Here is a 22,679-nt window from a genome sequence, read left to right on the forward strand (position 1 = left end):
TTTGGATTGGGTCTTCGTGTTTGGATATCTGGGGATTACCGTTTTTATCATGTGGCAAGTGTTTAATACAAAACCCCGATAACATCAACAAAAAAGTACCCCTACTCCTGGGTACTTATCATATAACTCTAGCTCATCCTGATTCAATGACGTTTCATCCAAATCAACTTTAGGAGTTGGGTTGATTACTTGATTTTAAATCCGCATTAGACAGAAGCAATTACCTGTATAAGTATTGTTCTGTTCTAGATTTCTCAAACTGAATTCTGAAGTCAGTTATCTGTCTGGATGAAACCCTGATTAGCTCATATCCATCTTCTCAGTCATGGGTTGGGAAAATTACCGTGAACTTTCTTGAGTTTGTATGATTTTGTTTGAAAAAGTATGATGCTGAAAACATCAAGTGATTTATAGCAATGAGCAGGTTAATGTTTACAACTTCTTTGTGTCTTTGTGTCTTGGTGGTAACATTCAAGGCTTGACCCTTGTAAACAAGCCAGCGCGACCTGCTATAATTTGCTCAAACCCCTCCCCTCTAAGGATTTCAAAGAGATTGTTATTGAGGGAAAAGAACAGATAGAATAAATCTAATTCTAATAAAACCTCCCTAAGACAGAACTTTAGCGAGATAAAAAAAGATAAAGTAAGTTTAGCTTCATACGCATAGTTCCAGGGGATCGGGTTGGCTTGCGTTTCTGATCCCCATTTTTGATTTGCACTCTATCAACTCTGCAATAACAGATTATTGTTCTGGATAAAGTTTAGATGATGATCTCTATTTTTAGACGATGTATTTTCCGAGAAGTTCAATTCATTGAAGACTTAAATAAGTTGGGTTTCGCAACCCAACCTACACTGTCACAAATACAGGCAAAATCAACTCAATTTTTCAATTAATTTTTCAACTCTTTCCTTGACTTCTTCTCGTACACGGGGAAAGATTTCCGGTTGTTCGGCAGGGTCATCAAGTTGCCAATCTTCAAACACTTCTCTTGTTACCCATTCAGGCGGTAAATTCACCCCACAACCACACAAAGAAATCACCGCATCATAATCTTCCGAGTTAAATTCACTTAAGGCGTTAGAAGTTTGATCGCTAATATCAATTCCTACTTCTGACATTGCCTTAATTGCATGAGGATTTACTTCGCTGGCTTCTAAACCTGAACTGGTTACAGCAATTTTTCCCTCACCTAATTTTTTAGCAAATCCTTCCGCCATTTGAGAACGAGAAGAATTTTTCTTGCAAACAAACATGACTCGCTTCATCAGAATTACTCCCTATTTTGTCTAAAATTGACCGAATTATTGTGCTAGTTTTTGCAGAAAATCAATTTGAGCTTCTCGTAATTCAACTTCTGGGTTTGCCTGCAAAATTGTTTGAATTGCATCATTAGAAGATGAACCAGAACCAATTAAATAAGCAGCTAAAACAGTACCCGTTCGGCGTCTACCACTGGTACAATGAACTGCAACAGCATTCCCCAAAGAATTTTGACTGTTAATAAACGCCTGTAATTCTTTAATTTGTTCCTCAGTTGGAGCGGTTCCTCCAGTCACAGGAACCCACAAATAAGGGATATTTGCCTGTTGATAAAGGTCTAGGTTTGATGGGTCATCCATCACCGAAATAATAGCGTTAATTCCTGCGGCTTGAAGTTCTGATAACTCCTCTGCGGTTGGTTTCCGAACTCCAGCGAGTTTTCCGGGAATTACCCACCACAAATTTTCGGTAATTGGCTGATTAAGTTGCTGTTCCATCTTGTGAGAATTAGTTCGATTTTTCTTTGCGTTCGCTGTAACGATCAGTCAGATAATCAACCTGATCTCGCAACAGTAACGTGAACTTATAAAGTTCCTCCATGACATCAACAACGCGATCGCGATAGGGTGAATCTTTCATCGTTCCATCTTCGTTAAATTCTTGATAGGCTTTCGCCACAGAAGATTGATTAGGAATGGTAAACATTCGCATCCATCGACCCAAAATTCGCATGGTATTTACAGCGTTAAAAGATTGGGAACCTCCACTCACTTGCATCACAGCTAATGTTTTTCCTTGAGTGGGTCGAACGGCACCAATTTCTAATGGAATCCAGTCAATTTGATTCTTGAGAATCCCAGTAATATTACCGTGCATTTCGGGAGATGACCAGACTTGACCTTCAGACCATTGACTCAGTTCTCGAAGTTCTTGAACGAGAGGATGAGATTCTTCAACCCTCCCCCGCAGTGGTAAGTCATGGGGGTGAAAAAACTTAACTTCAGCTCCCATTTCTGTAATAATTTTCGCGGCTTCTTCTGCTAAAAAACGACTATAAGAGCGTTCTCGCAAGGAACCATACAAAAAGAGAATTCTGGGGGGATGATCGAATTTTTCCATCGGTGTTAACGTGAGGATTGATGACTATTTACAGCAAGAAGATTTAACCGTTTCAGCAGCTTCTGAGCGGGTCGTGAATAAATTCTCTTCTGGGGTTGTATCTGCAACTTTGACAACAAAGATTTCCCAACGATTTCCATCTGGGTCAGTCACCCAAACTTTATCTTGAATGGCATAACAACAGTCGGTATTGTGTTCTTCAAACGTTGCCAGTTTTGCCTGTTGAAATCGTTGAATCGCCGCTTGTACGGTTTCTGAACTGTCAACTTGAATTCCTAAGTGAGATAACGTTCCACCCGGTTGAATTTCTTCGGCTAAATTCAGCGTTAGATTGAGCGGAGGATTGGTCACATCAAACTTAGCATAATCAGCCTTATATTTGACAGGTTCAACTCCAAATAAAGTCTGATAAAAGCTAACTGACTGTTCTAAGTTAGTGACAATTAATGCGACATGAGTTTGAAAGACAGACATAATTCACCTCTAATTTAAAGAAGAATTCAGAAGTCAGAATTCAGGAGTCAGTAATCTGATCAATTGAAGGTCGATTTAAACCCCAAGACGAGTCCGCCAGTCGCACAGAATTAAATTCTGAATTCTGTCTCCTGACTCCTGACTACTTTATTGTTAACACTTCAAACAACGGGGATCAAGTAAGGTTGCTTTTTCGGGTTCACGGGGAAACCAAGAAGCCGTTCGTTTACAAACTTCTACCAACATTAACATCACCGGAACTTCTATTAAAACCCCGACAACTGTTGCTAATGCGGCTCCTGAATTTAAACCAAATAATGTCACTGCTGTCGCAATTGCTACTTCAAAATGATTACTTGCCCCAATTAAAGCAGCAGGTGCAGCATCTTCATAGTACAAATTCATCTTTAATCCAGCAACATAAGAAATCAAAAAGATGAAGTTGGTTTGAAGAAACAAAGGAATTGCAATCAACACAATATGCAGGGGATTTTCAACAATCAATTCTCCCTTGAAAGCAAACAGTAACACCAAGGTAATCAATAAAGCGGACGTCGCAACGGGACTTAAATACTTCAAGAACCTGCGTTCAAACCAAGCTTTGCCTTTATGTTTGAAAATCCAATAGCGACTATACATCCCGGCTGCTAACGGTAATCCCACATAGATTAATACCGATAAAACAATCGTTTCCCAAGGCACCGTTAAATCATTTGCTGAGAGTAACCAACGCCCTAAAGGAGCATATAAAAACAGCATGGCTAAGGAATTAATCGCCACCATAACTAACGTATGTCCTTGGTTACTGTAGGAGAGATATCCCCACATCAAAACCATCGCCGTACAAGGAGCAATTCCGAGTAAAATTGTACCCGCAATATAAGAATCAGCCAGTTGAACTTCTGTTCCTCTTAAGACCTCCGTCGCACTCAGCAAGGGACGAAATAACCACCCCAAAAAAAACTGAGAAAAGGCGACCATTGTAAAGGGTTTAATCAGCCAGTTCACAACCAACGTTAGGATAACAGGTTTGGGTGCTTGTACGGCTTGACGAGCCTGGGTGAAATCAATTTTCACCATGATGGGATACATCATAAAAAACAGGCAGATTGCGATGGGAATTGACACCTGATAAACGCTCATGGAATCAAGTGTAACTGCCACACCGGGAAACAATCTTCCTAAGACAATCCCAGCAATAATACACAAAAATACCCAAACGGTGAGATATTTTTCAAAAACGCTCAGTTGACCGCCTGCCTGTACGGCAGACTCATTAACTTGAGGTGAATTAACACTCATTTAAATTCCTCAAAAATACAGCAAAATTGACTACCATTCTGTGAATTTAGTCAACACTTCATCAATCGTCATTGAGAATTCAGATTCACCTCCAAACACCGTCCCCACTTTGGTTTTGTGGTAGTTCCGATAAAGTTTAGTATAGTCATCTTCCTCGAAGGGAATATAACCCACTAAACTGACAAAATCCGGTGCTTTTTGCAGATAAAAATCGATAAATTCATTCATCAAGGGGTTATTTTGAGCGGAGACTGCGTTAACATAAATAAACAACGGCCGCGCCAAAGGTCTATAGTTATTTCCTTGCACCGCTTCGAGAGAGGGAGTCACCGCAGAACCCCTACCATTATCAATTCCTAACGGCTTTAATTTGTCTTTATTTGCATCATAGTAGGCATAGCCAAAATAACCTAAAGCGTTGGGATTTGCAGCGACTCCCTGCACTAAAATATCATCATCTTCACTAGCCGTATAATCAGTCCGAGAAGCGCCAGATTGACCGACAATTGCTTCTGTAAAATAATCAAAAGTTCCTGAATCTGTTCCCGGTCCAAACAACACTAAAGGTCTATCTGGCCAAGACGAACGAACTTGATTCCATTTCGTAATTTTTCCTTGCGCCCCTGGTTCCCAAATTCTCTTTAACTCCTCAACAGTTATGTCAGAAGCCCAAGTATTTTGGGGATGAACCACAACGGTTAGCGCATCAAACGCCACTGGAAGTTCAATATAAGAAATTTTGTTTTGTTTGCAGGTTTCCATCTCGTTTTTGAGAATGGGGCGAGAAGCATTGCTGATATCGGTTTCCCCGGCACAGAATTTTTTAAAACCGCCTCCGGTTCCCGAAAAGTTTGCGGTTACATCAACATCTTTTGCATTCTCGGCGTTAAATTGTTGGACAATTTTTTCCGTAATCGGATAAACCGTACTGGAACCATCAATTTTTATGGGTTGGTTTTGCTGGGACTGACTCGAACCACAAGCAGACAAGAGGATAGTTGCACTCAAGGCTAAACTGGCTGTTTTAAAGGTGTTTAGCCTGTTTTTAGAGGTTGTACTCATCGCTTTCTCCTCCTTTGCGGAGTTGAAGGTATACTGTTACTATATCAAAAAATTTTGATGAGTCAAGTAAAGTTACATAAAGATTTTCTCCACAAGCATAGTTTAGAAGTAAAAATTTTGATGAGTCCTGGTTAATCGCATTTACGACTCGGCCAAATGGGGCTGAAGCGGCGAAATTCCGACAGGTACTCCTCTAGGGCGATGAACTGGGCGAGGTTGAGGCGATAATAAATCCATCGTCCTTCTGCGCGAGATTGGATTAAACCTGCATTTTTGAGGATTTTCAGGTGAAACGAGAGTTTAGACTGAGCCAGGTCAAGCTGTTCACAGAGTTCACAAACGCACAACTCCGCCTCTCGCAACTGGGCTATAATCTCCATCCGCAGGGGGTCAGATAGGGCGTGGAATCCAGCAGCAAATAAAGTTGATGATTCAGTAGACGTTGCTTTCATCAAAATTTGTTGATACCATTACTTCTCTAGTATATTACGATGCCCCATCCAGTAACCAGTCACCCCTGTTGTAGGCCAGGGCTGTTTCATTCTCGGTTCAAAAATGCGATCGCCAAATCTTAAAAGCCTTTCTCTGTAAAGAAAAGGAGGATTATTTCAACAGTTTTGATATTTTCTGTTTAAATAGAGCCTAAAACTTGCCCCCCATCAAAGGTTTAGCGATCGCCAAATTTTAGAACGAAACGGCCCTGCCTTTCAAAGGGGGGATCAAGGGGGGATAGAGAGGGGTTGGGGGAGAGGTTCTAAGCAAATGTTTATCGACTTTGAAACGGCCCTGCCCTTAAAAAGGGGGGTGGGTTTATTAACCGATACGTCCACGTAAATAGTCTTCCGTTTGGCTGTGAGAAGGGTTACTAAACACTTCTGAAGTTGTACCAAATTCTAACATTTCACCTAAGTACATAAACGCCGTAAAATCTGAAAATCGCGCCGCTTGCTGCATACTGTGAGTTACAATCAAAATCGTCACGTGTTGTTTTAATTGACTCATCAATTCTTCAATACTAGCGGTGGCAATAGGGTCTAAAGCAGAAGTCGGTTCATCAAATAAAATAATCTCAGGATTAGCAACTAACGCTCTGGCAATACACAAACGTTGCTGTTGACCACCTGACAGGTTTAACGCCATCTCATTTAAACGGTCTTTGACTTCATGCCAAAGGGCTGCTTCTTTGAGGGCTTGTTCTACTTTTTCATCAATTAAACTGCGTTTTTTCTCCCCTCTGACTCGCAACCCATAGGCGACATTTTCATAGATAGATTTTGGGAAAGGATTCGGTTTTTGAAACACCATACTCACCCGCATTCTGACTTCAATCGGGTCAATCTCTCGATCTAAAATATTTTCAGAATCCAGGAATATTTGACCTTCGTAGCGATTTCCTGGATAAAGATCGTGCATTCGATTAAAACACCGTAATAAGGTAGTTTTCCCACAGCCAGACGGCCCAATTAAAGCGGTAACTTGTCGTTCAGGAACCGTGAGATTAACATTTTTAACCGCATGAAACGAACCATAATAAAAGTTGAGATTTCGGGCTTCTGCTTTGGATTTAACACTAATTAACTCTTTCATGTTCTAGCTTACTGAAACAACCTCAAAATTAAACTTTACCACTTGATGCCCCGACGGAACAAATAACGCAGATAAACGGCTATCGTATTCATTGCCAAAGTCATCACAATTAACACCGTACCTGCTGCCGAAGCATTGACAATAAATTCGGGTTCCGGTCGAGATACCCAGTTAAACATTTGAATCGGCATAACGGTAAAAGGTGCTTTCAACCAATCAAAAGAAAGAAACGGAAATTCACTCTTAAAAGGAGAATCCGGTAAAAAGGCAATAAAGGTTAATGCCCCAATCGTAATAACGGGGGCTGTTTCTCCAATTGCCCGTGATAAACCGATGATTACACCTGTTAAAATACTCCCCGCAGAATAGGGCAGAATATGATCCCAAATCATTTGCCATTTCGTCGCACCCAGGGCATAAGCGGCTTCTCGCAAACTATTCGGAATTGCCCGTAATGCTTCGCGAGTGGTTACAATCACAATCGGCAGAATTAATAAGGCTAATGTTAAACCTGCGGCTAAAACACTCTCTCCGAGATTGAGGATATACACAAACAAACCCAGGGCTAATAATCCATAAACAATGGAAGGAACACCCGCTAGGTTCGTGACGTTTATTTCAATTAAATCGGCGATCCAATTTTTGCGGCTATATTCTTCGAGATAAATACCAGAAGCGACCCCTAAAGGAACAGCAATAATAGTCGTCACAAACATCACTAAAGTCGTTCCCACCCAAGCGGAAAGAATCCCTGCTTCTTCGGGTTTACGACTGGGAAAACTGAAAAAGAACTGTGGGGTAATCCGGCTGATACCCGCAATTGCCATTTGCAGCGTTAACCCCAACAAAATCAAAATAGAAACAACAATCACCAACAAACCGATAGTCGCAAAAATTCTATCAATTAGTTTTCTTCTGTTGAGTTCAGCACGGATTTCAGAGAAGTTTTGCTCAGTCATTTTTATCAATTGAGTTGAGTTAGAGTTAGTAGATTTCTCGATAGCGTTTTGCTAGAAAATGACCGATAATATTTAAGACGAGGGTCATCAAAACTAGCGTTAATCCTGCCGCAAAAATGGTATGATATTCTAGTGTACCATGCGGAATATCTCCTAAACTCACCTGCACAATATAGGCAGTAATTGTTGCCCCTTGTTCAAAAGGATTCCAAGTGAGTTGAGGTTGTAAACCGGCTGCAACGGCTACAATCATTGTTTCCCCAACAGCACGAGAAATTGCCAGAATATAGGCGGCACTAATCCCAGAAAATGCGGCGGGAAAGACTACTTTTAACGCAGTTTGTAGACGAGTTGCACCCATCGCATAGGAACCTTCTCGTAGTCCGACAGGAACGGAACGCATCGCATCTTCACTAATCGAACTAACAAACGGAATAATCATTAATCCCATGACTAAACCCGCACTCAGCATATTAAATCCGGGAAGCATCGGAAAGATCATTTGTAGCAGTGGTGTAACCGCTAATAGTGCAAAATAGCCATAAACTACTGTGGGAATAGCCGCTAAAACTTCTAGCCAGGGTTTAATAATTTCGCGGATTTGCGGATGAGCGAATTCACTTAAATAAATAGCCGCAATTGTTCCCAAGGGAATGGCAACAAACATCGCTACGGTTGAGGTTACAAGGGTTCCCGATAGTAACGGTAAAATCCCATAGTGAGCGTCTTCAAATAAGGGAGTCCATTGAGTCCCCGTAAGAAATTCTACAATTGAAACTTCTTGAAAAAATAAAAAAGATTCATCAACGAGAATGAATAAAATGGCTACTGTTGTGGCGACGGAAGAAAATGCAGCGAGAAACAAGATAAATTCTATCACTTGTTCCCGCAAATCCCGAATTTGCTTCGCTGATAATTTTTTGTTCTTTGATAGTTGCAGTTTGCTTTCACTCATTCGTCAATTTTTTCCTGATCGACTCAAGGTTGTTTAATTTTTACCAAGATAGGGATTAGAGACATTTGCTAGGGTGATAGCATTCTCCAATCCCTTCAAAATAAACGTTCAATTTTGGAGAGGGAAAATCACAGGAATTCCTGTATGATTCCTGAACATAAAATTAGTCATCCATTTTACTGAGCCGCAGAACCTAACGTCCGGTTTTGAAAACGGCTAACCGCTTGTTGCTGCATTTGACTCGGCAGAGGAACGTAACCGACTTCTTTAGAAAGTTTGCCACCATTTTGTAGGTAATATTCTACAAATGCTTTGACCTCGGGACGACCCAAAGATTTAGAATTAACGTAAATAAAGATGGGTCTAGAAAGCGGTTTGTAGGTGCCATTGTTTACGTTGGCTAGAGAAGGCTGAACACCATTAACCGACAACGCTTTGATCTTACTTTTGTTGTTTTCGTAGTAAGCAAAACCAAAGTATCCTAACGCATTAGGATCACGAGAAACCCCTTGTACTAAAACGTTATCATCTTCACTAGGAGTATAGTCAGTGCGGCTCGCTTGCGCTTTACCGTTGATTTCTTCCGTAAAGTAATCAAACGTTCCTGAATCTGCACCCGGTCCGTATAATTTTAATGCCTTATCCGGCCAGCTTGAGTTCACCTGATTCCACTTCATTATTTTACCTTGGGCGGCAGGTTCCCACATCTTTTTCAGTTCAGCAGGAGTAATATTTGTGATGGGGTTACTCGGGTGAACAACAACGGTTAAAGCATCATAAGCAACCGGAAGTTCGATATAAGTAATCCCTGCACTTTTACAAGCATCAGCTTCAGAACTTTTGATCGGACGAGAGGCATTAGAAATATCGGTTTGTCCAGCACAAAATTTCTTGAAACCACCCCCTGTTCCTGAGATACCAACCGTAACTCGCATCGCGCCTTGTTTGGCTTTTTGGAATTCTTCGGCTACCGCTTCAGTGATCGGATAAACGGTACTGGAACCATCGATCTTAACCGTTGGAGTGCCTTGGGAATGAACCGCAGGGATAGCGAGTGCAACCGTCGCTGCGATCGCCGTAAAAGCACCTGCCACTGTCCAACGATTTTGTTTAAACTGCATTCCTTTTATTTGCATAATTTTGTTTGAGATGAAGCTTATTTTTAGAACAAAGGTCTGTCTAGTTGATTCCTAATTCTTGGGAACAGAGAGACTAGGAGTTGGCGATGAACAGTTCTTAGGTTAAGATAAAATTGCTATATCTAATTTAAGCTTTGTTTAAATTTAGGTTAAATATAACTTTTAAAGATTTTTGCTCTCAAAATTCAAGCGAACTCTGCGATTGCCGTCAGTTAACAATCAGCCTGTATTCATCCCAAAATTTACGAAAAATACCCTAAATTGACAGATCTGCTCTTTCAAATTACGCTTATTGTTTTAAGACTAGGGGAACAAAAATCAGCGCCGAGCTGTGACAATTGATCAATTGTCCTATGTTAGCGCGTCAAGCTCAAGATTGCTGAACCCCCGAAAAACACTCATAAATATCAATTTTCGCTTGAATAAACAGGATATCACGATCAATAATCCGAGCGATTTTAGGATTAGCACAACCCCTCTTGTTAGAGTCTCCAAGCCGCTTTAAACTGAATGAAATCCTCAATCAGAAGTAAGTTTTTGTTATGGATACTCTCAGTGCGTCACTCTTTCCTGTCGTTGTATCACTCACCGTTGCGAGTGGTGCGGTTTGGATTAGCCTCGATAGCCGTGAAGAAATCGTCTGTGTGTTCACAACAGGGATTGCATTACTCAGTCTGTTATTGGCTTTAAGCTTTACCCCTTGGTTTATCCTGCTGCTATTGGTTGCTGTGTTACTGTGCTTAAAAATTCCCGCTATTGAACAATCTACGCGCTAAAATTTTCAATTCCAACCTAAATATTAAATAAAGTTCGCATTCGTTTCCGAATCCAAATTAACGGATTATTTTCTAAATCATCATCATCGGATAAACCCAACTCTTTTTTACGGGCGATAAATTCCTGTTTTCGCTCAACTAACTTTTCAGCAATTTGATTCGCTAACTGCGGATAACTCGATAGAAAACTCTGAAAAATATTACGATTTACCACAAAGACAATCGTTGTTTCTTTGGCTCGTACTCCGGCTGATCGACGAATTCCCATCAATAAAGACAACTCTCCAAAAAAGTCACCCGCATAAAGATCCCGAATATGCTTATTCGTTTTTTCGGCGATAATTTCTACCGAACCTGACAGAATAATATGAAAAGCATCTCCGGGATCACCTTCATGGAAAATAAACTGTTCACTCGAATAGGTTTGGCGATACCCTTTTTCAATTAAACTCAAAAGTTCCAAATCACTAAATTTTTCAAAATAGACAACCTTTTTTAATAAATCTCGTAAAGATAGATTTTCAGGAGAGTATAACGGCTCTTTATCTTTACTCAGATTGATGCGAGATGCTTTGTCTCCCCCTTCTCCATGTTTATTGAAATTCAAAGATTCAAAAACTGATTTTAAATCTTCTGGGTTCCTCAGCCATAAATCTCGTTGAGAAACGGGAATTCGGATATTTTTTGAATACAACTCATTGTGAATAATAAAGTTTAAAGAACTCTGAATCGGTAATCTAAAACGGGGTTTGTCAATCCAAACCAGCAATTCAAAATTCATCGAATCTTCACCAAAAGTCCTCAACCAAACTTGCGGAGGCGGATAAGATAAAATCCGAGATTCTCTCTGGGTAGCGGCTAAAAGAGCTTCTGTTACTAATACCGGATCACTTCCATAAGCAACGCGCACTGGAATATGAATCCGACTATTCATATTTTCATAACTCCAGTTAATAATCTGATGATTGACTAAATCCGAATTCGGAACAATAATCGAAATTCCATCATTCGTCACAATAATTGTAGAGCGAATCGAAATTTTCCGAATCGTTCCTTCTAAATTTCCTAATTCAATATAATCACCGACTTGAACGGGTTGTTCAAAGACTAAAATTAAACCACTGACAAAGTTTTGTGCTAATCCTTGAAATCCAAACCCAATCCCAATCCCTAAACCTCCCGCTAAAAAGGCTAACGAACTCAAGTCTAAACCCGCCGCTTGGGGAACAATAATAAACGCCAACATAATCGTAAAATAACGAAAAATTGTGGCGATCGCTTCCCGAGTTCCCTCTTGAAAACCCAATCGAGTTAACAGATGATCTCTCAGCCAGTTACTTAAATAGCGAGAACCCACAATTACCGCAAAAAAAGCAACCAGTATGGTAAAAATTAAGCTAATCGAAACCGAAATTCCACCCAGGGAAATCGGTTGTGTAAAAACTTGATACAAAAACTGGACAATATTCTCAAGGACTTTCATTCAAAGTTGAGGACCAGTAAAAAGGATTAAGTTAGAATCATTACTTCTCGGTCAGACAGTGATAAACTGCAACAGAGACTCTAGTATTTAGGATAACAGAATGAACCCAGTTGTTCATCTTTTAAAAGCAAATTGTCAAACCGTTCATTTAGGGGGATTTTCCGACAAACTCCCACCCGCTTTAACCATCAACTCTGGCGATCGCATTATCATTGAAACCTACACCGGATTCAAAATTTGCGATCAAGCGCCCGACGCCTTTCTCACTCCAGAATTACTCGAAATTTATCGCCATTTACCCCCAGAACGTATCGTGGGAGATGGCCCTCACTTACTAACTGGGCCAATTTATGTGCAGGATGCTCAACCCGGAGATGTATTAGAAATTCGCCTAGAAGCCATTTCTCCCCGTGTAGCGATGGGATTTAACGCCATTCGTTCCGGTTGGGGTGCTTTACCCGAAGAATTTCCTGAACCTCGACTGCGGTTTATTCCCCTCGATTTAGAGAAAAATATTGCAGAATTTCCTCCCAAAAGTGAAATATATATTCCCCTGCGTCCCTTTTTTGGAATATTAGGTGTCGCGACTCCTGAAACCAACCGTTCATCGATTCCCCCTGGAATTTATGGCGGTAATCTTGATAACTCAGAATTACAAGTCGGTTCCCGTTTATTTTTACCAATTTTTGTTCCCGGTGCATTATTTTCAATCGGCGATGGACACTCAGCCCAAGGCGAAGGCGAAGTCAATGCGACTGCAATTGAAACCTCTATGAATGGCACCATTGTATTAAATATACATCAAAATTTATCCATCACTGCGCCGATTGCAGAAACCCCAACTGATATCATTACAATGGGATGGGGTTCAACGTTAGATGAAGCCTTTGAATCAGCACTCAAACAGATGATTCAATTTCTCGAAAAATTTATCGGATTAGATGCAGAAGATGCGTATGTTTTGTGTTCTCTCGCGGCTAATTTTCGGATTACCCAAGTGGTTAATCGTCCACAAAAAGGGGTTCATGGTATGATCTCGAAATCGATCTTACCTCAAACCTTTAAATTTATCCGGGATGACCATTTCTGAATTACTCATTCTAGCCGGTAGCGGAATTTTTGCTGGAGTTTTAGCGGGATTTTTAGGCATTGGTGGCGGAACTGTTTTGGTTCCAATCATGCTAGCATTGGGATACGAACCTGTGAATGCAGTCGCCACCAGTACCTTATCGATTATGATTACTTCCATTTCCGGTAGTCTTCAGAATTGGCGCATGGGTTATCTCAGTTTTAATCGGGTCTTTGGCATTGGATTTCCGGCTTTAATTACGGCTCAAATCGGCGCTTATCTTGCTAATCTTTTTTCGGCAAAAATATTACTCATTTTGTTTGGACTATTGTTATGGCTGAATATTTATTTAGTTGAAGTCCGTAAAAAAGTGACTCAGCAAAAGAAACAACAGGAAGAAAATCAAAATTCACCCCAGTTAGAAGTCCCTTCTCAAAACTCAACTTCTAAGAAGTTTATTCCTGAAATTCTCTTTCCCATTACACCTCATCCCCTCTCTTTAGTCTTTGAATATCAGCACAACTATAAACAGCTTCAATATCAACAAATCGCCCGAATTATCACCGGAAGTTTAGCCGGATTACTGGCGGGAATATTTGGAATTGGTGGCGGAGTAATCATGGTTCCTATGCAAATTTTACTCCTGAATGAAACGATTAAAACTTCGATTCAAACCAGTTTAGGTGTGATTGTAATTACCGCTTTTTCAGCTTGTTTAGGACACGCTTTTCAAGGAAACGTCATCTGGGTTTCCGGTACAATCTTAGGATTAGGGGGTTTATTCAGCGCTCAAATTAGCACTCAGTTTTTACCCAACTTATCTGAAAAAACGGTAAGTTTGGCGTTCAGAAGTTTACTGTTTATCCTCTCTATTTACGTTTTTTGGAAAGCGTTTCAATGATTGATCATACCTACTAATTTATAATAAAAACCACGAAGACACAAAGAACACCAAGAACAAACCTTCGTATATTCGTGTCTTTGTGGTGAGTTAAACATGAAACAGTTAGGAGAGATAAAATAACAATCTATTGAGGATTGCTATACTTTTTAAGAAGTAACTCTAACTCCTGCATTCGTTCAGGTGGAACTTGATCTAATGGCGTTAAAATAGCATATTTTAATGCAGAATGGGCTTCAGATTCAGGAAGATTTTCACTTAAGCGTTTAACCGTTTCTTGAATGACTTTTTGAGCGTTTACTGCATTGCGGTGTAAATTTCCAACCACCATTTCCACTGTTACGCTATCATGGTCAGGGTGCCAACAATCATAGTCTGTTACTAAGGCTAATGTCCCATAAGCGATTTCGGCTTCTCGGGCTAATTTGGCTTCCGGTAAATTCGTCATTCCGATAATTGTTCCGCCCCAACTGCGATATAAATTTGATTCTGCTTTTGTCGAAAATGCAGGCCCTTCCATACAGACATAAGTTCCACTAGAATGTAAAGTAATATCCGGTAAATTTAGCGCAGAAATGGAATCAGTTAACACTTTGGCTAACTTTGAACAAATCGGATCACCGAAGGTAATATGAGCAACAATTCCATTCCCAAAAAACGTTGATATTCGGGAACGAGTGCGATCAATAAACTGATCGGGAACAACCATATCCAACGGTTTTACATCTTCTTTGAGAGAACCCACCGCAGACGCCGAAATAATATATTCAACCCCTAAACTTTTCAACGCATAAATATTAGCACGATAGGGTAAATCCGTCGGTAATAAATGGTGAGTGCGTCCATGTCGCGCCAAAAAAGCCACCCGCATCCCTTCTAACGTCCCTACAATAATACGATCTGAGGGTGAACCGAAGGGAGTATTGACTTCAACTTCTTCAATATTTTGTAGCGCATCCATCTTGTACAGACCGCTACCGCCAATAATTCCTATCTTAGCTTGAGTCATCTGAGCATCCCTTAGCATATTGTCACTCAGGGTATTTTAGCAGCGAATAGGCTCAAAAATCTCCTCCGTGAACCGTTAACTCTTTTTTAAACCTCAGAGTAATAGTATCGAAACCGAAAGTAAAGACTCCCACTGAGAATTGCTGCAAAAAAACACCAAACCGAAACAAAAGTAATAAAGTAAAAGGCTTGAGACAATAAAAACGAAATTGAAATGATTAACCCAAAATAACGCAGCCAATTCTGACTGGACAAGAAAAAAGGCGTAACAATAATGAACAGATAGAAATATTTAATAAATTCATAAAAGGGCAGAAATTGTAAATCATAGAGAATATGACCCGAAAAAACTTGAGGATCAACCCCGTGAATTATACTAAATCCAAATAAATAACTCCCGAAGAAAAATCCTAATCCAGCTATTGTTAATATGAATTTTCTTTTTGTTGAAGGTTTTTCTAAACAGTAAATTGCCATTGGACTGAGGACTAACCAGAGGGCTGTTGCAAACAACAAAAAACCATAGGTTGCAGACTCATTGATCCAAAGAAAAGCATCTGACTTTAAACTCAACCAAACCCAACCTTCAAACCCTTGCTGAATGGCAAATAAAACCGGAAAAAGACTGAGCAGAAGTTCTTGTTTGGAAGGCGTTTGTCTGAGTGTTGCAATGCCTAAAATAGAGAGTGTCGCCGCCGCAGTAAAACTAACAGATGCAGAAAAACACATATTAGACAATCAATAGGTAACTAAAAGTCTACTCTAAAAAAATGCCCCAACTTCTACAAAATAAAGTTGAAGCCACTCAGATCGCTAAAACAAGTCAAGCCGAAGCGATCGCATAGAAATAATTACCCAGACAGTAGAGGAACAGATGCGATCGCATGATTGAAGCTCTATCTAAATAGACACTACCAGTGCCAACCCTTGGCTTGCCTCTTGAGAGCTAATCCACTTGAAGCTAAAGCCATAATACTTCCTCAGCTTCAAATCAAGCTTCTAGCTGCGGGGGGTTGTCAGTAAACCATTTTTGGGGTATTGAGGGGTTGAACGTTCAACGAACCACTGCTATTTCTATCGTTAGAGTCTCATCTATTTTGATAGGATAAGATCGACTCCGATCAATACAACAATCTTTTTTTGCTCTCAATTTCTCTGCTAGCCGATTATAAAAGATTGGAATTTCTCCTCTGAGTATACACAGCCGTTCGGGAGCCAGCGCAATTTCTTCTTTGAAGATCTGAATAATCGCCTCTTGTCTAGCCTTGACTGGCTCTGTACATGATCCATAGTACCCTCCAGAGGTGAGCCAGGTATAAACTCCTGTCGTATCCTCAACAATGGAAAACGCTTTTGTGTCGAGAGAAGTCGTTTCTTTCATCTATTTTTTCTTGATCCAACTTCAAACAGCATATCATCTCGCATCTACCAAAAGGAATAAATTTGATACAGATTGAAAATCACCACAAAGGAACAAAGTCACGAAGATCTTCTCTCTTTGTGTCTGGTGTGTCTTGGTGGTTTTTCAAAATCCTTGATTTTATTGAAGTTCAACCGCACCTAACGCTTTCAGGGTATATTTTTGAGCATCTATTAAACCCATTGCATCTAGGCGGTGTCGGTAGCGATACCTTTATATTGGGTGATGAAACAGGCAAGTTTTATACCGCAGTCGGGGATCAAGATTTCGCCGTGATTACTGATTTGGACTTCACTCAAGATGTGATTCAACTCAACGGAACAGCCCTTCAATCCTTCTTTAATTAAAGCACTTTTTACTGTATCGTGAAAGCGATCTTTAGCGGATATAGGTTATAGGAAATCCGTTTAATCAATTATCAATTGTTAGGGTGTGTCCGAGTTTTTCAGTTTATTAGATCTTACAGTCTACAAGCCTCGACATGAGAGAAGAATACCACCGACCACACCACGAATCTTTAGACCGAAATTCCTCCCACAATCCCTCATCATACCTAACTGGGAGGTGTCCCTTTGGTGCTGAGATATCAAAAGTCAATTTGGAGTCGCTAACCCATCGGCCATTCACTCGCCATCCAACTTTTTGACGGAAATTATTCCAAATTTGATTTCCTGGATACTTTCCATCAAATTTCCCTCCACAATCTCTGTAAATTTGCTTTTGAATGGCAAAACCAAAGCGTCCTTTACTGTAGTTAAACCAAAGTTCATCAATAATGCGGAGGTCTTCACAAGGAAAATTTTTCATGTCTTTTACTCTCAGCCAACCATCTTTTTCCCGTCCTGCAACTTCCACCATACGGCGTCCGGTTTCCTTGTTAGCTTCTTGCCATTTTCTTGCTTTTAGCAGTGTCTCTAAGTGTTGATAACGGGAGGGAGTTTTAGGAGGTTTAGGAGGTTCTGTCCGAGGAGTTGTAGAAGAACCAGAAGGAGTTTTAGGAGGTTTAGGAGGTTCTGTCCGAGGAGTTGTAGAAGGTTTTAAATCTGCTAAAACTTCTTCTGCTGACTGATAACGTTGCTTGGGTTTTGGTTCAACTAAACGGTCTAAAATTTGACCCAATTTGTCACTAACAAAATTCCCTTTTAAAAAATTTCGCCATCTCCATTCTGATTCCATCACATCGTACAATTCAAACGGACTCATATCCGTTAATAAATGCAAACAAGTCACGCCTAAACTGTACAAATCGCTGATAAATAGGGGTTTTCCCACCGACTGTTCAGGCGCCCAATATTCCGGTGTACCGATAATTGTTCCTGTTACTGTTCGCCGTGCAGGTTCGATATATTTTGCCGCCCCAAAATCTACTAATACTAATTTTTTATCTGTATTTCGTCGAATAACATTTTCAGGTTTAATATCCCGATGAATTACTTGATTTCGATGAACAAATTGTAGTACAATTAGTAAATCTTGCAATAATTCCCGAATTTGGCTTTCTTTGAAAATGCCATTTTGTTCTAATTCCTGCTGTAAAGTTTGCCCATGAATATATTCTTGTACCAGATATTGACGATTTTCAAACGTAAAATAAGCTAATAACTCAGGAATTTGAGGATGTTTAGGATGTTTACCCAATTCTTCTAAACGTTTGGCTTCTTGTGCAAACAATTCAGAGGCTTTTTGAACGTTTTCTGTTCCTTGTGCTTGCGGGAGAAACTGTTTAATCACACAAGGGGGTTTTGAGGGTTTGTCCTCATCAACCGCCAAGAACGTTCGCCCAAAGCCACCCTGTCCTAAAATCTTGGTCGCCCAATAACGTTCCCTGAGTAACAATTTATTGCCACATTTTTGACAAAACTGACTATTGTCTGGGTTGGGATAAAGACAATCGGGGTTAAGACACTGACGCATAAATATTTTACATTTTATTCTAAGTGCTGTTCGTCGGTTTTTTCTGACTGATTTAGAGGTACAAGCTTAATTTCTACAGCATACCCTACACTAGCCGCGATCGCAGCAATTGTTTCTAACCTTGGTGATTGTTTACCCGACTCAATTAGAGCAAGCTGAGGTTGTTTAATACCCGCTTTTTCAGCTAATTCTCGCTGAGTTAGTGCTAATTTACGTCGAATAGCGATGATTGCTTTAGCCACATCAAATTCGGGTTTGATTTCCTCGTAATAGGCTTTGACAGTGGGATCGCTAAGAAGTTTTGATCTGAGAGTCTCTAAGCTCATAATTTAGAATTTATAGAATTAAATTAATATAATATTAGGATTAGATATAACTGAACAACACTGCTAGTTGCTAACATTACATTACTGCTCTCAGATATAACTTTTAAAAGATTAAACCTTTTATTTTAAATATGTTTTTTGTTGAATAAAAATACTTTTTCTTTTTCTAATAATTTTCATATATCTTTTAGGCCAGTCATTTCTTTTCTTCTGGATACCACGCAGGAGATAACAAGTTGAATTGTTCCAGAAGTAGGCTATTCGGTATTGTCCGACTCGGATTTCCCAGATTCCATCACGCAAAAATTTTATTTTTGTATTAGGAAGTTTTTCCCGTGCCGACAATGGGCCAAATTCTTCAAAGGTTTCGAGAACCTTCAGTATGATAGCCTGATAACGTTGATCTACCTCTTTGGTCAGCCAGTCTTCAATCAATTCAGATTGAATTTTAAAGCGTTCCGCCATATAGGGACTCCACTCATATAGATTTAACATTCTAACGAGAGCAGGTAATGTTATGACGCCAAACCTAGCAGTGTATTCAGTTTTCAAGGTACGCAGTTCAACCTTAGCACGACGGGATATGGCTGTCAAGGTTTGAGGAGTCAGAGTCAGCATCAGGTAAGGAAAAGCTGAACTCTCAAGCTGTTGAGAAATATGAAGCTGTCAGAAATCTTGAGAAACTCTTGTAAGCCTGATCTGTTACAGTTAGAAAACTGTTGACCTGAAACACTTATCCAGCAAGGGAGACGCTTGCACTACTAAAAAGATTGTAGTTAATTTTGTTTTTCCTTTTTGCAGACTGTAGGGGCGGGTTTAGCCGAAATGTATGCTTCTCGCAAATAACCAATATAAACTTTTGCAGACTGTAGGGGCGGGTTTAGCCGAAATGTATGTTTCTCGAAAATAACCAATATAAACCCGCCCATTTTAGAGGCTATTAGAAAATAGTTGAAGTCCTCGAAAAAAGTACATTTAACAATTAAATAATCGGTTTATGACTTTCAACTAAATGTTGATCGATCCCCGCAAACAAAGCCCCAAAAGTTTCTGCTAACACACTCACGACTCGATAACAAGCCACAGCAGTTAGTAAAAGTCCTGCTGAAAAATGGGAGTCTAAAAGAGTCAGGGTTGTTGCTTCAAATACACCCAAACCTCCAGGCGCACCGGGAATAATTAAACCCAATAACCAAGCTAAACTATAAGCACTCACTAATAACGGAATTTGCTGAGGTGTAAACGGCATCAACGCTAAAGCTGTTAATAAAAAGCCAATTCCTCGCAGTCCCACAAACCCCATTTCTCCTAACAAGGGTCGCAAGGGATAACGTTCTAACTGATAGCAAAATTCTGAAGTATTCTCAGAAGAACTCACTTTCCACTTAATTTTTCTTAAGTGATTGACAATGGGATTTAAAATCCGAGGATGAACCCCTGTTAACACAACTAATAAGCAGAGAATCTGCAAACCCCAATATTTTTGTTGTGCAGTAATCAGGGCAATTAACAACGCCGCAGACGCCATCAAAAGCGGTTCAAGTAAAACGCTGAGTGTGGCAGGCCCTAGAGAAACACCTGCTTTATTAACGGCTGTAATTCTACCGTAAAAATGCCAGATATTTCCCGGTAAATACTTAGCAATATTCGTTTTGAGATAAATTTGTAATCCTGAACGTTGTTTAATCGTTTGCTTAAATTCTCGCAAAATCAGTAACCAAACCCATCCCGACCAAAAATGAGCCGTTATTGTCACCAAAAAAGCCAATGCTAGACATAACCATCCGCTACTGGTAATCTGAATTTCCGCAATTTCTTGCCAGTTCGTTTTCAAGGTATGAACGAGAAAAAATGCTGTTAATCCAAGAATTAACCACCGCAGATAAGGCTTCAGGCTAGACATCAACTTTTTCATGGAATTTTTACCTCAGTTAACAGACCGGATTTTCTTCGTTTTCAAATCATCCGAATCGCATAAATACTCTGACAGTACATTCAAACAGCATAGATGCTAAGAGCGTAGATAATTGTGATTTAACCCTCAAAGTCAAACTTTTCGCAATAAGTTTTTCTCGTTTCATCTCCTGAGGGCGAAGATAGATTTAGTCCCTGACTGATAACCGTTAACAACTCTGCCTGCACCCCGTAATTGCTGATAGTATCCCTGACTTACAATATCTCCTTTATCTGATATAACATCAATTCCGATACCATTTCGACCTTTTTCTCGGCCAGAACTGTGAATATAACGCCCTTCTCCCAGATATAATCCGACGTGTGTTGCCTTAGTTGAAGTTCCAAAAAAAATCAGATCTCCTACTTTTAAACAAGATAGCATGAGCTGACTTTTGTCAAGTGAAATCCTGTGGGTGAAAGCCTCCTGCTGATAGGCATCTCGAGGCAACCAAATTCCCTGGGAGGCAAAAGCTGCTTGTATCAATCCTGAACAATCATAATGGGGTTCAACTGTTCCGCCCCATAGATAATGATTGGGAGTATTCATCGCCTCCAGAGTAAACGCAATCACAGCCGACAATCTCTGTTGAATATCAGCCTCACCTAGCCGTTGAGATTGATAAACCGTTGAGGCGGGTTCAATCAGATCCCAATCGGCGATCGCCAACCAACCCGGATAGTCATCCTCACAGAGTTCAACCTCAATGGCTTGGCGAGGGTTTTCCAAGTCTAGCCGACAAACTCGCAACTGTCGCCCTGTGGCTGCTTGCGTCGCCAACTGTTGACAGTCGCTCGAATCATACAGATTCAGATTTGCTTTGCAGCGATATTCTACAATGTCTGATAATGGGTCAATCATCATGGGTTGGTGGTGCCGTTGACTCTGGGGACATCCAGGGTGAATTGTGTACAATGGCCAATGATACCTTAGAAAAACTGACATCTTTAGGTCGGAAAATATAACAAACTTTAGTCACTACCCAATTTTTGATTCTGATTCCTTATTTTTTATCCTCTGCTATGACATTTTTTCATCTAGACGAACAACTCGAAAATTTAGGCAAAGCCATTATAGAGGCAACTTGTGCTAAATTTGCAGCACTAGCCCCCGATCAAATTGCGATGACTTGGGTTGTTTATGATCCTCCAATTCCCGTCAATACAGGAGGGGCGTTAACTCCAGTAGAATTTTGGAAATATCCGGTTCGGGGCTTTGCCTATCGGGGTATTGAACGGATTTACCCCGCCAGTATAGTCAAATTGTTTTACTTAGTCGCCTTGTATGAATGGATAGAAAAAGGCATGATTGCCACATCTGGTGAGTTAGAACGAGCCACACATGATATGATAGTTAATTCGAGTAACGACGCCACCAGTCTAGTGGTTGATATGTTAACCGGAACTACCAGTGGCCCGGAATTATCATCAGGGCCGTTTGAGACGTGGAAAACTCAACGAAACATCATTAACCGCTACTTTCAATCTCTCAATTGGCCGGAACTTAAATCGATTAATGTCAATCAAAAAACTTGGTGCGATGGCGCCTATGGTCGAGAACGAATTTTCTTGGGAGAATTGATGGAAAATCGCAATATGTTGACGACAAACGCGACAGCCCGTTTACTTCATAGTATTGTTGGTGGAGTGGCGGCTTCTCCTCAAACCTCGCAAACTATGATGAAGTTGATGAAACGTAGTCTCGACCCAGCCGAATTAGCAGAAAACCCAGAAAATCAAGTCAGTGAATTTTTAGGGCGGGGTTTACCTTTAAATGCTAAATTGTGGTCAAAAGCCGGACAGACAAGCAAAGTTCGTCACGATGCGGCTTATATCGAAATTCCGGGTTTATATCCTTATTTACTGGTCGTTTTTACAGAAGGAAAAACCCAAAGCAAAAACACTGAACTTTTACCGTTTGTTTCTCAAAAAGTGGTAGAAGCGATGAACATCCTTGCTTCTAAATAG

25 protein-coding genes are annotated in these 22,679 nt (G+C 40.3%); 5 read left to right on the forward strand and 20 right to left on the reverse strand.

What is annotated here, in order from left to right; translation table 11 throughout:
- Positions 1-876: 876 nt before the first annotated feature.
- From arsC to VB836_RS09510, 11 genes are all read right to left on the reverse strand, one after another.
- Entirely contained in the window at positions 877-1,269 is a 393-nt protein-coding gene (arsC, locus tag VB836_RS09460) for an arsenate reductase, glutathione/glutaredoxin type (RefSeq protein ID WP_046280965.1), read from the reverse strand.
- A 36-nt stretch (positions 1,270-1,305) separates the two neighbouring features.
- Positions 1,306-1,761, reverse strand: a complete 456-nt coding sequence (locus tag VB836_RS09465) for a phosphatase domain-containing putative toxin (RefSeq protein ID WP_323219133.1) — start codon at positions 1,759-1,761, stop codon at positions 1,306-1,308.
- A gap of 10 nt (positions 1,762-1,771) precedes the next feature.
- Positions 1,772-2,383 carry an arsenical resistance protein ArsH gene (gene arsH / locus VB836_RS09470; RefSeq protein WP_046280967.1) on the reverse strand — a complete coding sequence of 204 codons (612 nt, stop codon included), beginning with the start codon at positions 2,381-2,383 and terminating at the stop codon, positions 1,772-1,774.
- A gap of 24 nt (positions 2,384-2,407) precedes the next feature.
- A complete protein-coding gene (locus VB836_RS09475; RefSeq protein WP_323219134.1) occupies positions 2,408-2,857 on the reverse strand; it encodes an ArsI/CadI family heavy metal resistance metalloenzyme in 450 nt (149 codons plus the stop codon).
- Positions 2,858-3,010: 153 nt separating this feature from the next.
- Positions 3,011-4,159 (reverse strand): ACR3 family arsenite efflux transporter, encoded by a 1,149-nt coding sequence (arsB, locus tag VB836_RS09480; RefSeq protein WP_323219135.1) that lies wholly within the window; start codon positions 4,157-4,159, stop codon positions 3,011-3,013.
- 30 nt (positions 4,160-4,189) lie between these two features.
- Positions 4,190-5,221 carry a PstS family phosphate ABC transporter substrate-binding protein gene (locus VB836_RS09485; protein ID WP_323219136.1) on the reverse strand — a complete coding sequence of 344 codons (1,032 nt, stop codon included), beginning with the start codon at positions 5,219-5,221 and terminating at the stop codon, positions 4,190-4,192.
- A 131-nt stretch (positions 5,222-5,352) separates the two neighbouring features.
- A complete protein-coding gene (locus VB836_RS09490) occupies positions 5,353-5,673 on the reverse strand; it encodes an ArsR/SmtB family transcription factor (protein ID WP_323219138.1) in 321 nt (106 codons plus the stop codon).
- 361 nt (positions 5,674-6,034) lie between these two features.
- On the reverse strand, positions 6,035-6,808 hold the full coding sequence (pstB, locus tag VB836_RS09495; RefSeq protein ID WP_049558211.1) for a phosphate ABC transporter ATP-binding protein PstB: 774 nt from the start codon (positions 6,806-6,808) through the stop codon (positions 6,035-6,037).
- Positions 6,809-6,843: 35 nt separating this feature from the next.
- Positions 6,844-7,767, reverse strand: a complete 924-nt coding sequence (gene pstA, locus VB836_RS09500; RefSeq protein ID WP_323219140.1) for a phosphate ABC transporter permease PstA — start codon at positions 7,765-7,767, stop codon at positions 6,844-6,846.
- A 25-nt stretch (positions 7,768-7,792) separates the two neighbouring features.
- Positions 7,793-8,722 carry a phosphate ABC transporter permease subunit PstC gene (gene pstC / locus VB836_RS09505; RefSeq protein WP_323219141.1) on the reverse strand — a complete coding sequence of 310 codons (930 nt, stop codon included), beginning with the start codon at positions 8,720-8,722 and terminating at the stop codon, positions 7,793-7,795.
- Between the two features lie 176 nt (positions 8,723-8,898).
- On the reverse strand, positions 8,899-9,858 hold the full coding sequence (locus tag VB836_RS09510; RefSeq protein WP_323219142.1) for a PstS family phosphate ABC transporter substrate-binding protein: 960 nt from the start codon (positions 9,856-9,858) through the stop codon (positions 8,899-8,901).
- Between the two features lie 545 nt (positions 9,859-10,403).
- On the opposite strand from VB836_RS09510, the gene VB836_RS09515 reads away from it, so the two are divergent.
- Positions 10,404-10,637, forward strand: coding sequence for a hypothetical protein (locus VB836_RS09515; RefSeq protein WP_323219143.1), 234 nt, complete (start codon positions 10,404-10,406; stop codon positions 10,635-10,637).
- A 16-nt stretch (positions 10,638-10,653) separates the two neighbouring features.
- Here the strand turns inward: VB836_RS09515 and VB836_RS09520 are convergent, their stop codons facing one another.
- Positions 10,654-12,120, reverse strand: coding sequence for a mechanosensitive ion channel domain-containing protein (locus VB836_RS09520; RefSeq protein ID WP_323219144.1), 1,467 nt, complete (start codon positions 12,118-12,120; stop codon positions 10,654-10,656).
- A gap of 100 nt (positions 12,121-12,220) precedes the next feature.
- On the opposite strand from VB836_RS09520, the gene VB836_RS09525 reads away from it, so the two are divergent.
- On the forward strand, positions 12,221-13,210 hold the full coding sequence (locus VB836_RS09525; protein WP_323219145.1) for an acetamidase/formamidase family protein: 990 nt from the start codon (positions 12,221-12,223) through the stop codon (positions 13,208-13,210).
- Entirely contained in the window at positions 13,197-14,090 is an 894-nt protein-coding gene (locus VB836_RS09530) for a sulfite exporter TauE/SafE family protein (protein ID WP_323219146.1), read from the forward strand. Before VB836_RS09525 ends, VB836_RS09530 begins: the two co-directional genes overlap by 14 nt.
- 127 nt (positions 14,091-14,217) lie before the next feature.
- Here the strand turns inward: VB836_RS09530 and VB836_RS09535 are convergent, their stop codons facing one another.
- From VB836_RS09535 to VB836_RS09545, 3 genes are all read right to left on the reverse strand, one after another.
- Entirely contained in the window at positions 14,218-15,099 is an 882-nt protein-coding gene (locus VB836_RS09535; RefSeq protein ID WP_323219147.1) for an S-methyl-5'-thioadenosine phosphorylase, read from the reverse strand.
- A gap of 86 nt (positions 15,100-15,185) precedes the next feature.
- The gene (locus tag VB836_RS09540) at positions 15,186-15,827 is read right to left on the reverse strand and encodes a DUF6629 family protein (RefSeq protein WP_323219148.1); all 642 of its coding nucleotides are present in this window, start codon (positions 15,825-15,827) and stop codon (positions 15,186-15,188) included.
- Positions 15,828-16,152: 325 nt separating this feature from the next.
- Complete coding sequence (locus VB836_RS09545) at positions 16,153-16,479, reverse strand: hypothetical protein (protein WP_049558174.1); 327 nt, start codon at positions 16,477-16,479, stop codon at positions 16,153-16,155.
- 119 nt (positions 16,480-16,598) lie between these two features.
- Between VB836_RS09545 and VB836_RS09550 the strand changes: the two genes are divergently transcribed.
- Positions 16,599-16,865, forward strand: a complete 267-nt coding sequence (locus VB836_RS09550) for a hypothetical protein (RefSeq protein ID WP_323219149.1) — start codon at positions 16,599-16,601, stop codon at positions 16,863-16,865.
- A gap of 106 nt (positions 16,866-16,971) precedes the next feature.
- Here VB836_RS09550 and VB836_RS09555 read toward each other — a convergent pair whose 3' ends face one another.
- The 5 genes from VB836_RS09555 to VB836_RS09575 form a co-directional block, all read right to left on the reverse strand.
- A complete protein-coding gene (locus VB836_RS09555) occupies positions 16,972-18,432 on the reverse strand; it encodes a GUN4 domain-containing protein (protein WP_323219150.1) in 1,461 nt (486 codons plus the stop codon).
- A gap of 14 nt (positions 18,433-18,446) precedes the next feature.
- Entirely contained in the window at positions 18,447-18,758 is a 312-nt protein-coding gene (locus VB836_RS09560; RefSeq protein WP_323219151.1) for a helix-turn-helix domain-containing protein, read from the reverse strand.
- A gap of 120 nt (positions 18,759-18,878) precedes the next feature.
- Positions 18,879-19,376 carry a type II toxin-antitoxin system RelE/ParE family toxin gene (locus tag VB836_RS09565; RefSeq protein ID WP_323219152.1) on the reverse strand — a complete coding sequence of 166 codons (498 nt, stop codon included), beginning with the start codon at positions 19,374-19,376 and terminating at the stop codon, positions 18,879-18,881.
- Between the two features lie 364 nt (positions 19,377-19,740).
- Positions 19,741-20,673, reverse strand: coding sequence for a lysylphosphatidylglycerol synthase transmembrane domain-containing protein (locus tag VB836_RS09570; RefSeq protein WP_049558167.1), 933 nt, complete (start codon positions 20,671-20,673; stop codon positions 19,741-19,743).
- Positions 20,674-20,835: 162 nt separating this feature from the next.
- Positions 20,836-21,576, reverse strand: a complete 741-nt coding sequence (locus VB836_RS09575) for a C40 family peptidase (protein ID WP_323219153.1) — start codon at positions 21,574-21,576, stop codon at positions 20,836-20,838.
- 158 nt (positions 21,577-21,734) lie between these two features.
- Here VB836_RS09575 and VB836_RS09580 point away from each other — a divergent pair, with 158 nt between their 5' ends.
- Entirely contained in the window at positions 21,735-22,679 is a 945-nt protein-coding gene (locus tag VB836_RS09580) for a serine hydrolase (RefSeq protein ID WP_323219154.1), read from the forward strand.

Origin of the sequence: Limnoraphis robusta BA-68 BA1 (assembly GCF_034932365.1) — a bacterium.
Lineage (GTDB): Bacteria > Cyanobacteriota > Cyanobacteriia > Cyanobacteriales > Microcoleaceae > Capilliphycus > Capilliphycus robustus.

What these genes read in the sequence shown, in the direction of transcription:
- arsC (WP_046280965.1), bottom strand. Translation starts at nt 1,269, where the DNA reads ATGAAGCGAGTCATGTTTGTTTGCAAGAAAAATTCTTCTCGTTCTCAA.
- VB836_RS09465 (WP_323219133.1), bottom strand. Translation starts at nt 1,761, where the DNA reads ATGGAACAGCAACTTAATCAGCCAATTACCGAAAATTTGTGGTGGGTA.
- arsH (WP_046280967.1), bottom strand. Translation starts at nt 2,383, where the DNA reads ATGGAAAAATTCGATCATCCCCCCAGAATTCTCTTTTTGTATGGTTCC.
- VB836_RS09475 (WP_323219134.1), bottom strand. Translation starts at nt 2,857, where the DNA reads ATGTCTGTCTTTCAAACTCATGTCGCATTAATTGTCACTAACTTAGAA.
- arsB (WP_323219135.1), bottom strand. Translation starts at nt 4,159, where the DNA reads ATGAGTGTTAATTCACCTCAAGTTAATGAGTCTGCCGTACAGGCAGGC.
- VB836_RS09485 (WP_323219136.1), bottom strand. Translation starts at nt 5,221, where the DNA reads ATGAGTACAACCTCTAAAAACAGGCTAAACACCTTTAAAACAGCCAGT.
- VB836_RS09490 (WP_323219138.1), bottom strand. Translation starts at nt 5,673, where the DNA reads ATGAAAGCAACGTCTACTGAATCATCAACTTTATTTGCTGCTGGATTC.
- pstB (WP_049558211.1), bottom strand. Translation starts at nt 6,808, where the DNA reads ATGAAAGAGTTAATTAGTGTTAAATCCAAAGCAGAAGCCCGAAATCTC.
- pstA (WP_323219140.1), bottom strand. Translation starts at nt 7,767, where the DNA reads ATGACTGAGCAAAACTTCTCTGAAATCCGTGCTGAACTCAACAGAAGA.
- pstC (WP_323219141.1), bottom strand. Translation starts at nt 8,722, where the DNA reads ATGAGTGAAAGCAAACTGCAACTATCAAAGAACAAAAAATTATCAGCG.
- VB836_RS09510 (WP_323219142.1), bottom strand. Translation starts at nt 9,858, where the DNA reads ATGCAAATAAAAGGAATGCAGTTTAAACAAAATCGTTGGACAGTGGCA.
- VB836_RS09515 (WP_323219143.1), top strand. Translation starts at nt 10,404, where the DNA reads ATGGATACTCTCAGTGCGTCACTCTTTCCTGTCGTTGTATCACTCACC.
- VB836_RS09520 (WP_323219144.1), bottom strand. Translation starts at nt 12,120, where the DNA reads ATGAAAGTCCTTGAGAATATTGTCCAGTTTTTGTATCAAGTTTTTACA.
- VB836_RS09525 (WP_323219145.1), top strand. Translation starts at nt 12,221, where the DNA reads ATGAACCCAGTTGTTCATCTTTTAAAAGCAAATTGTCAAACCGTTCAT.
- VB836_RS09530 (WP_323219146.1), top strand. Translation starts at nt 13,197, where the DNA reads ATGACCATTTCTGAATTACTCATTCTAGCCGGTAGCGGAATTTTTGCT.
- VB836_RS09535 (WP_323219147.1), bottom strand. Translation starts at nt 15,099, where the DNA reads ATGACTCAAGCTAAGATAGGAATTATTGGCGGTAGCGGTCTGTACAAG.
- VB836_RS09540 (WP_323219148.1), bottom strand. Translation starts at nt 15,827, where the DNA reads ATGTGTTTTTCTGCATCTGTTAGTTTTACTGCGGCGGCGACACTCTCT.
- VB836_RS09545 (WP_049558174.1), bottom strand. Translation starts at nt 16,479, where the DNA reads ATGAAAGAAACGACTTCTCTCGACACAAAAGCGTTTTCCATTGTTGAG.
- VB836_RS09555 (WP_323219150.1), bottom strand. Translation starts at nt 18,432, where the DNA reads ATGCGTCAGTGTCTTAACCCCGATTGTCTTTATCCCAACCCAGACAAT.
- VB836_RS09560 (WP_323219151.1), bottom strand. Translation starts at nt 18,758, where the DNA reads ATGAGCTTAGAGACTCTCAGATCAAAACTTCTTAGCGATCCCACTGTC.
- VB836_RS09565 (WP_323219152.1), bottom strand. Translation starts at nt 19,376, where the DNA reads ATGCTGACTCTGACTCCTCAAACCTTGACAGCCATATCCCGTCGTGCT.
- VB836_RS09570 (WP_049558167.1), bottom strand. Translation starts at nt 20,673, where the DNA reads ATGAAAAAGTTGATGTCTAGCCTGAAGCCTTATCTGCGGTGGTTAATT.
- VB836_RS09575 (WP_323219153.1), bottom strand. Translation starts at nt 21,576, where the DNA reads ATGATGATTGACCCATTATCAGACATTGTAGAATATCGCTGCAAAGCA.
- VB836_RS09580 (WP_323219154.1), top strand. Translation starts at nt 21,735, where the DNA reads ATGACATTTTTTCATCTAGACGAACAACTCGAAAATTTAGGCAAAGCC.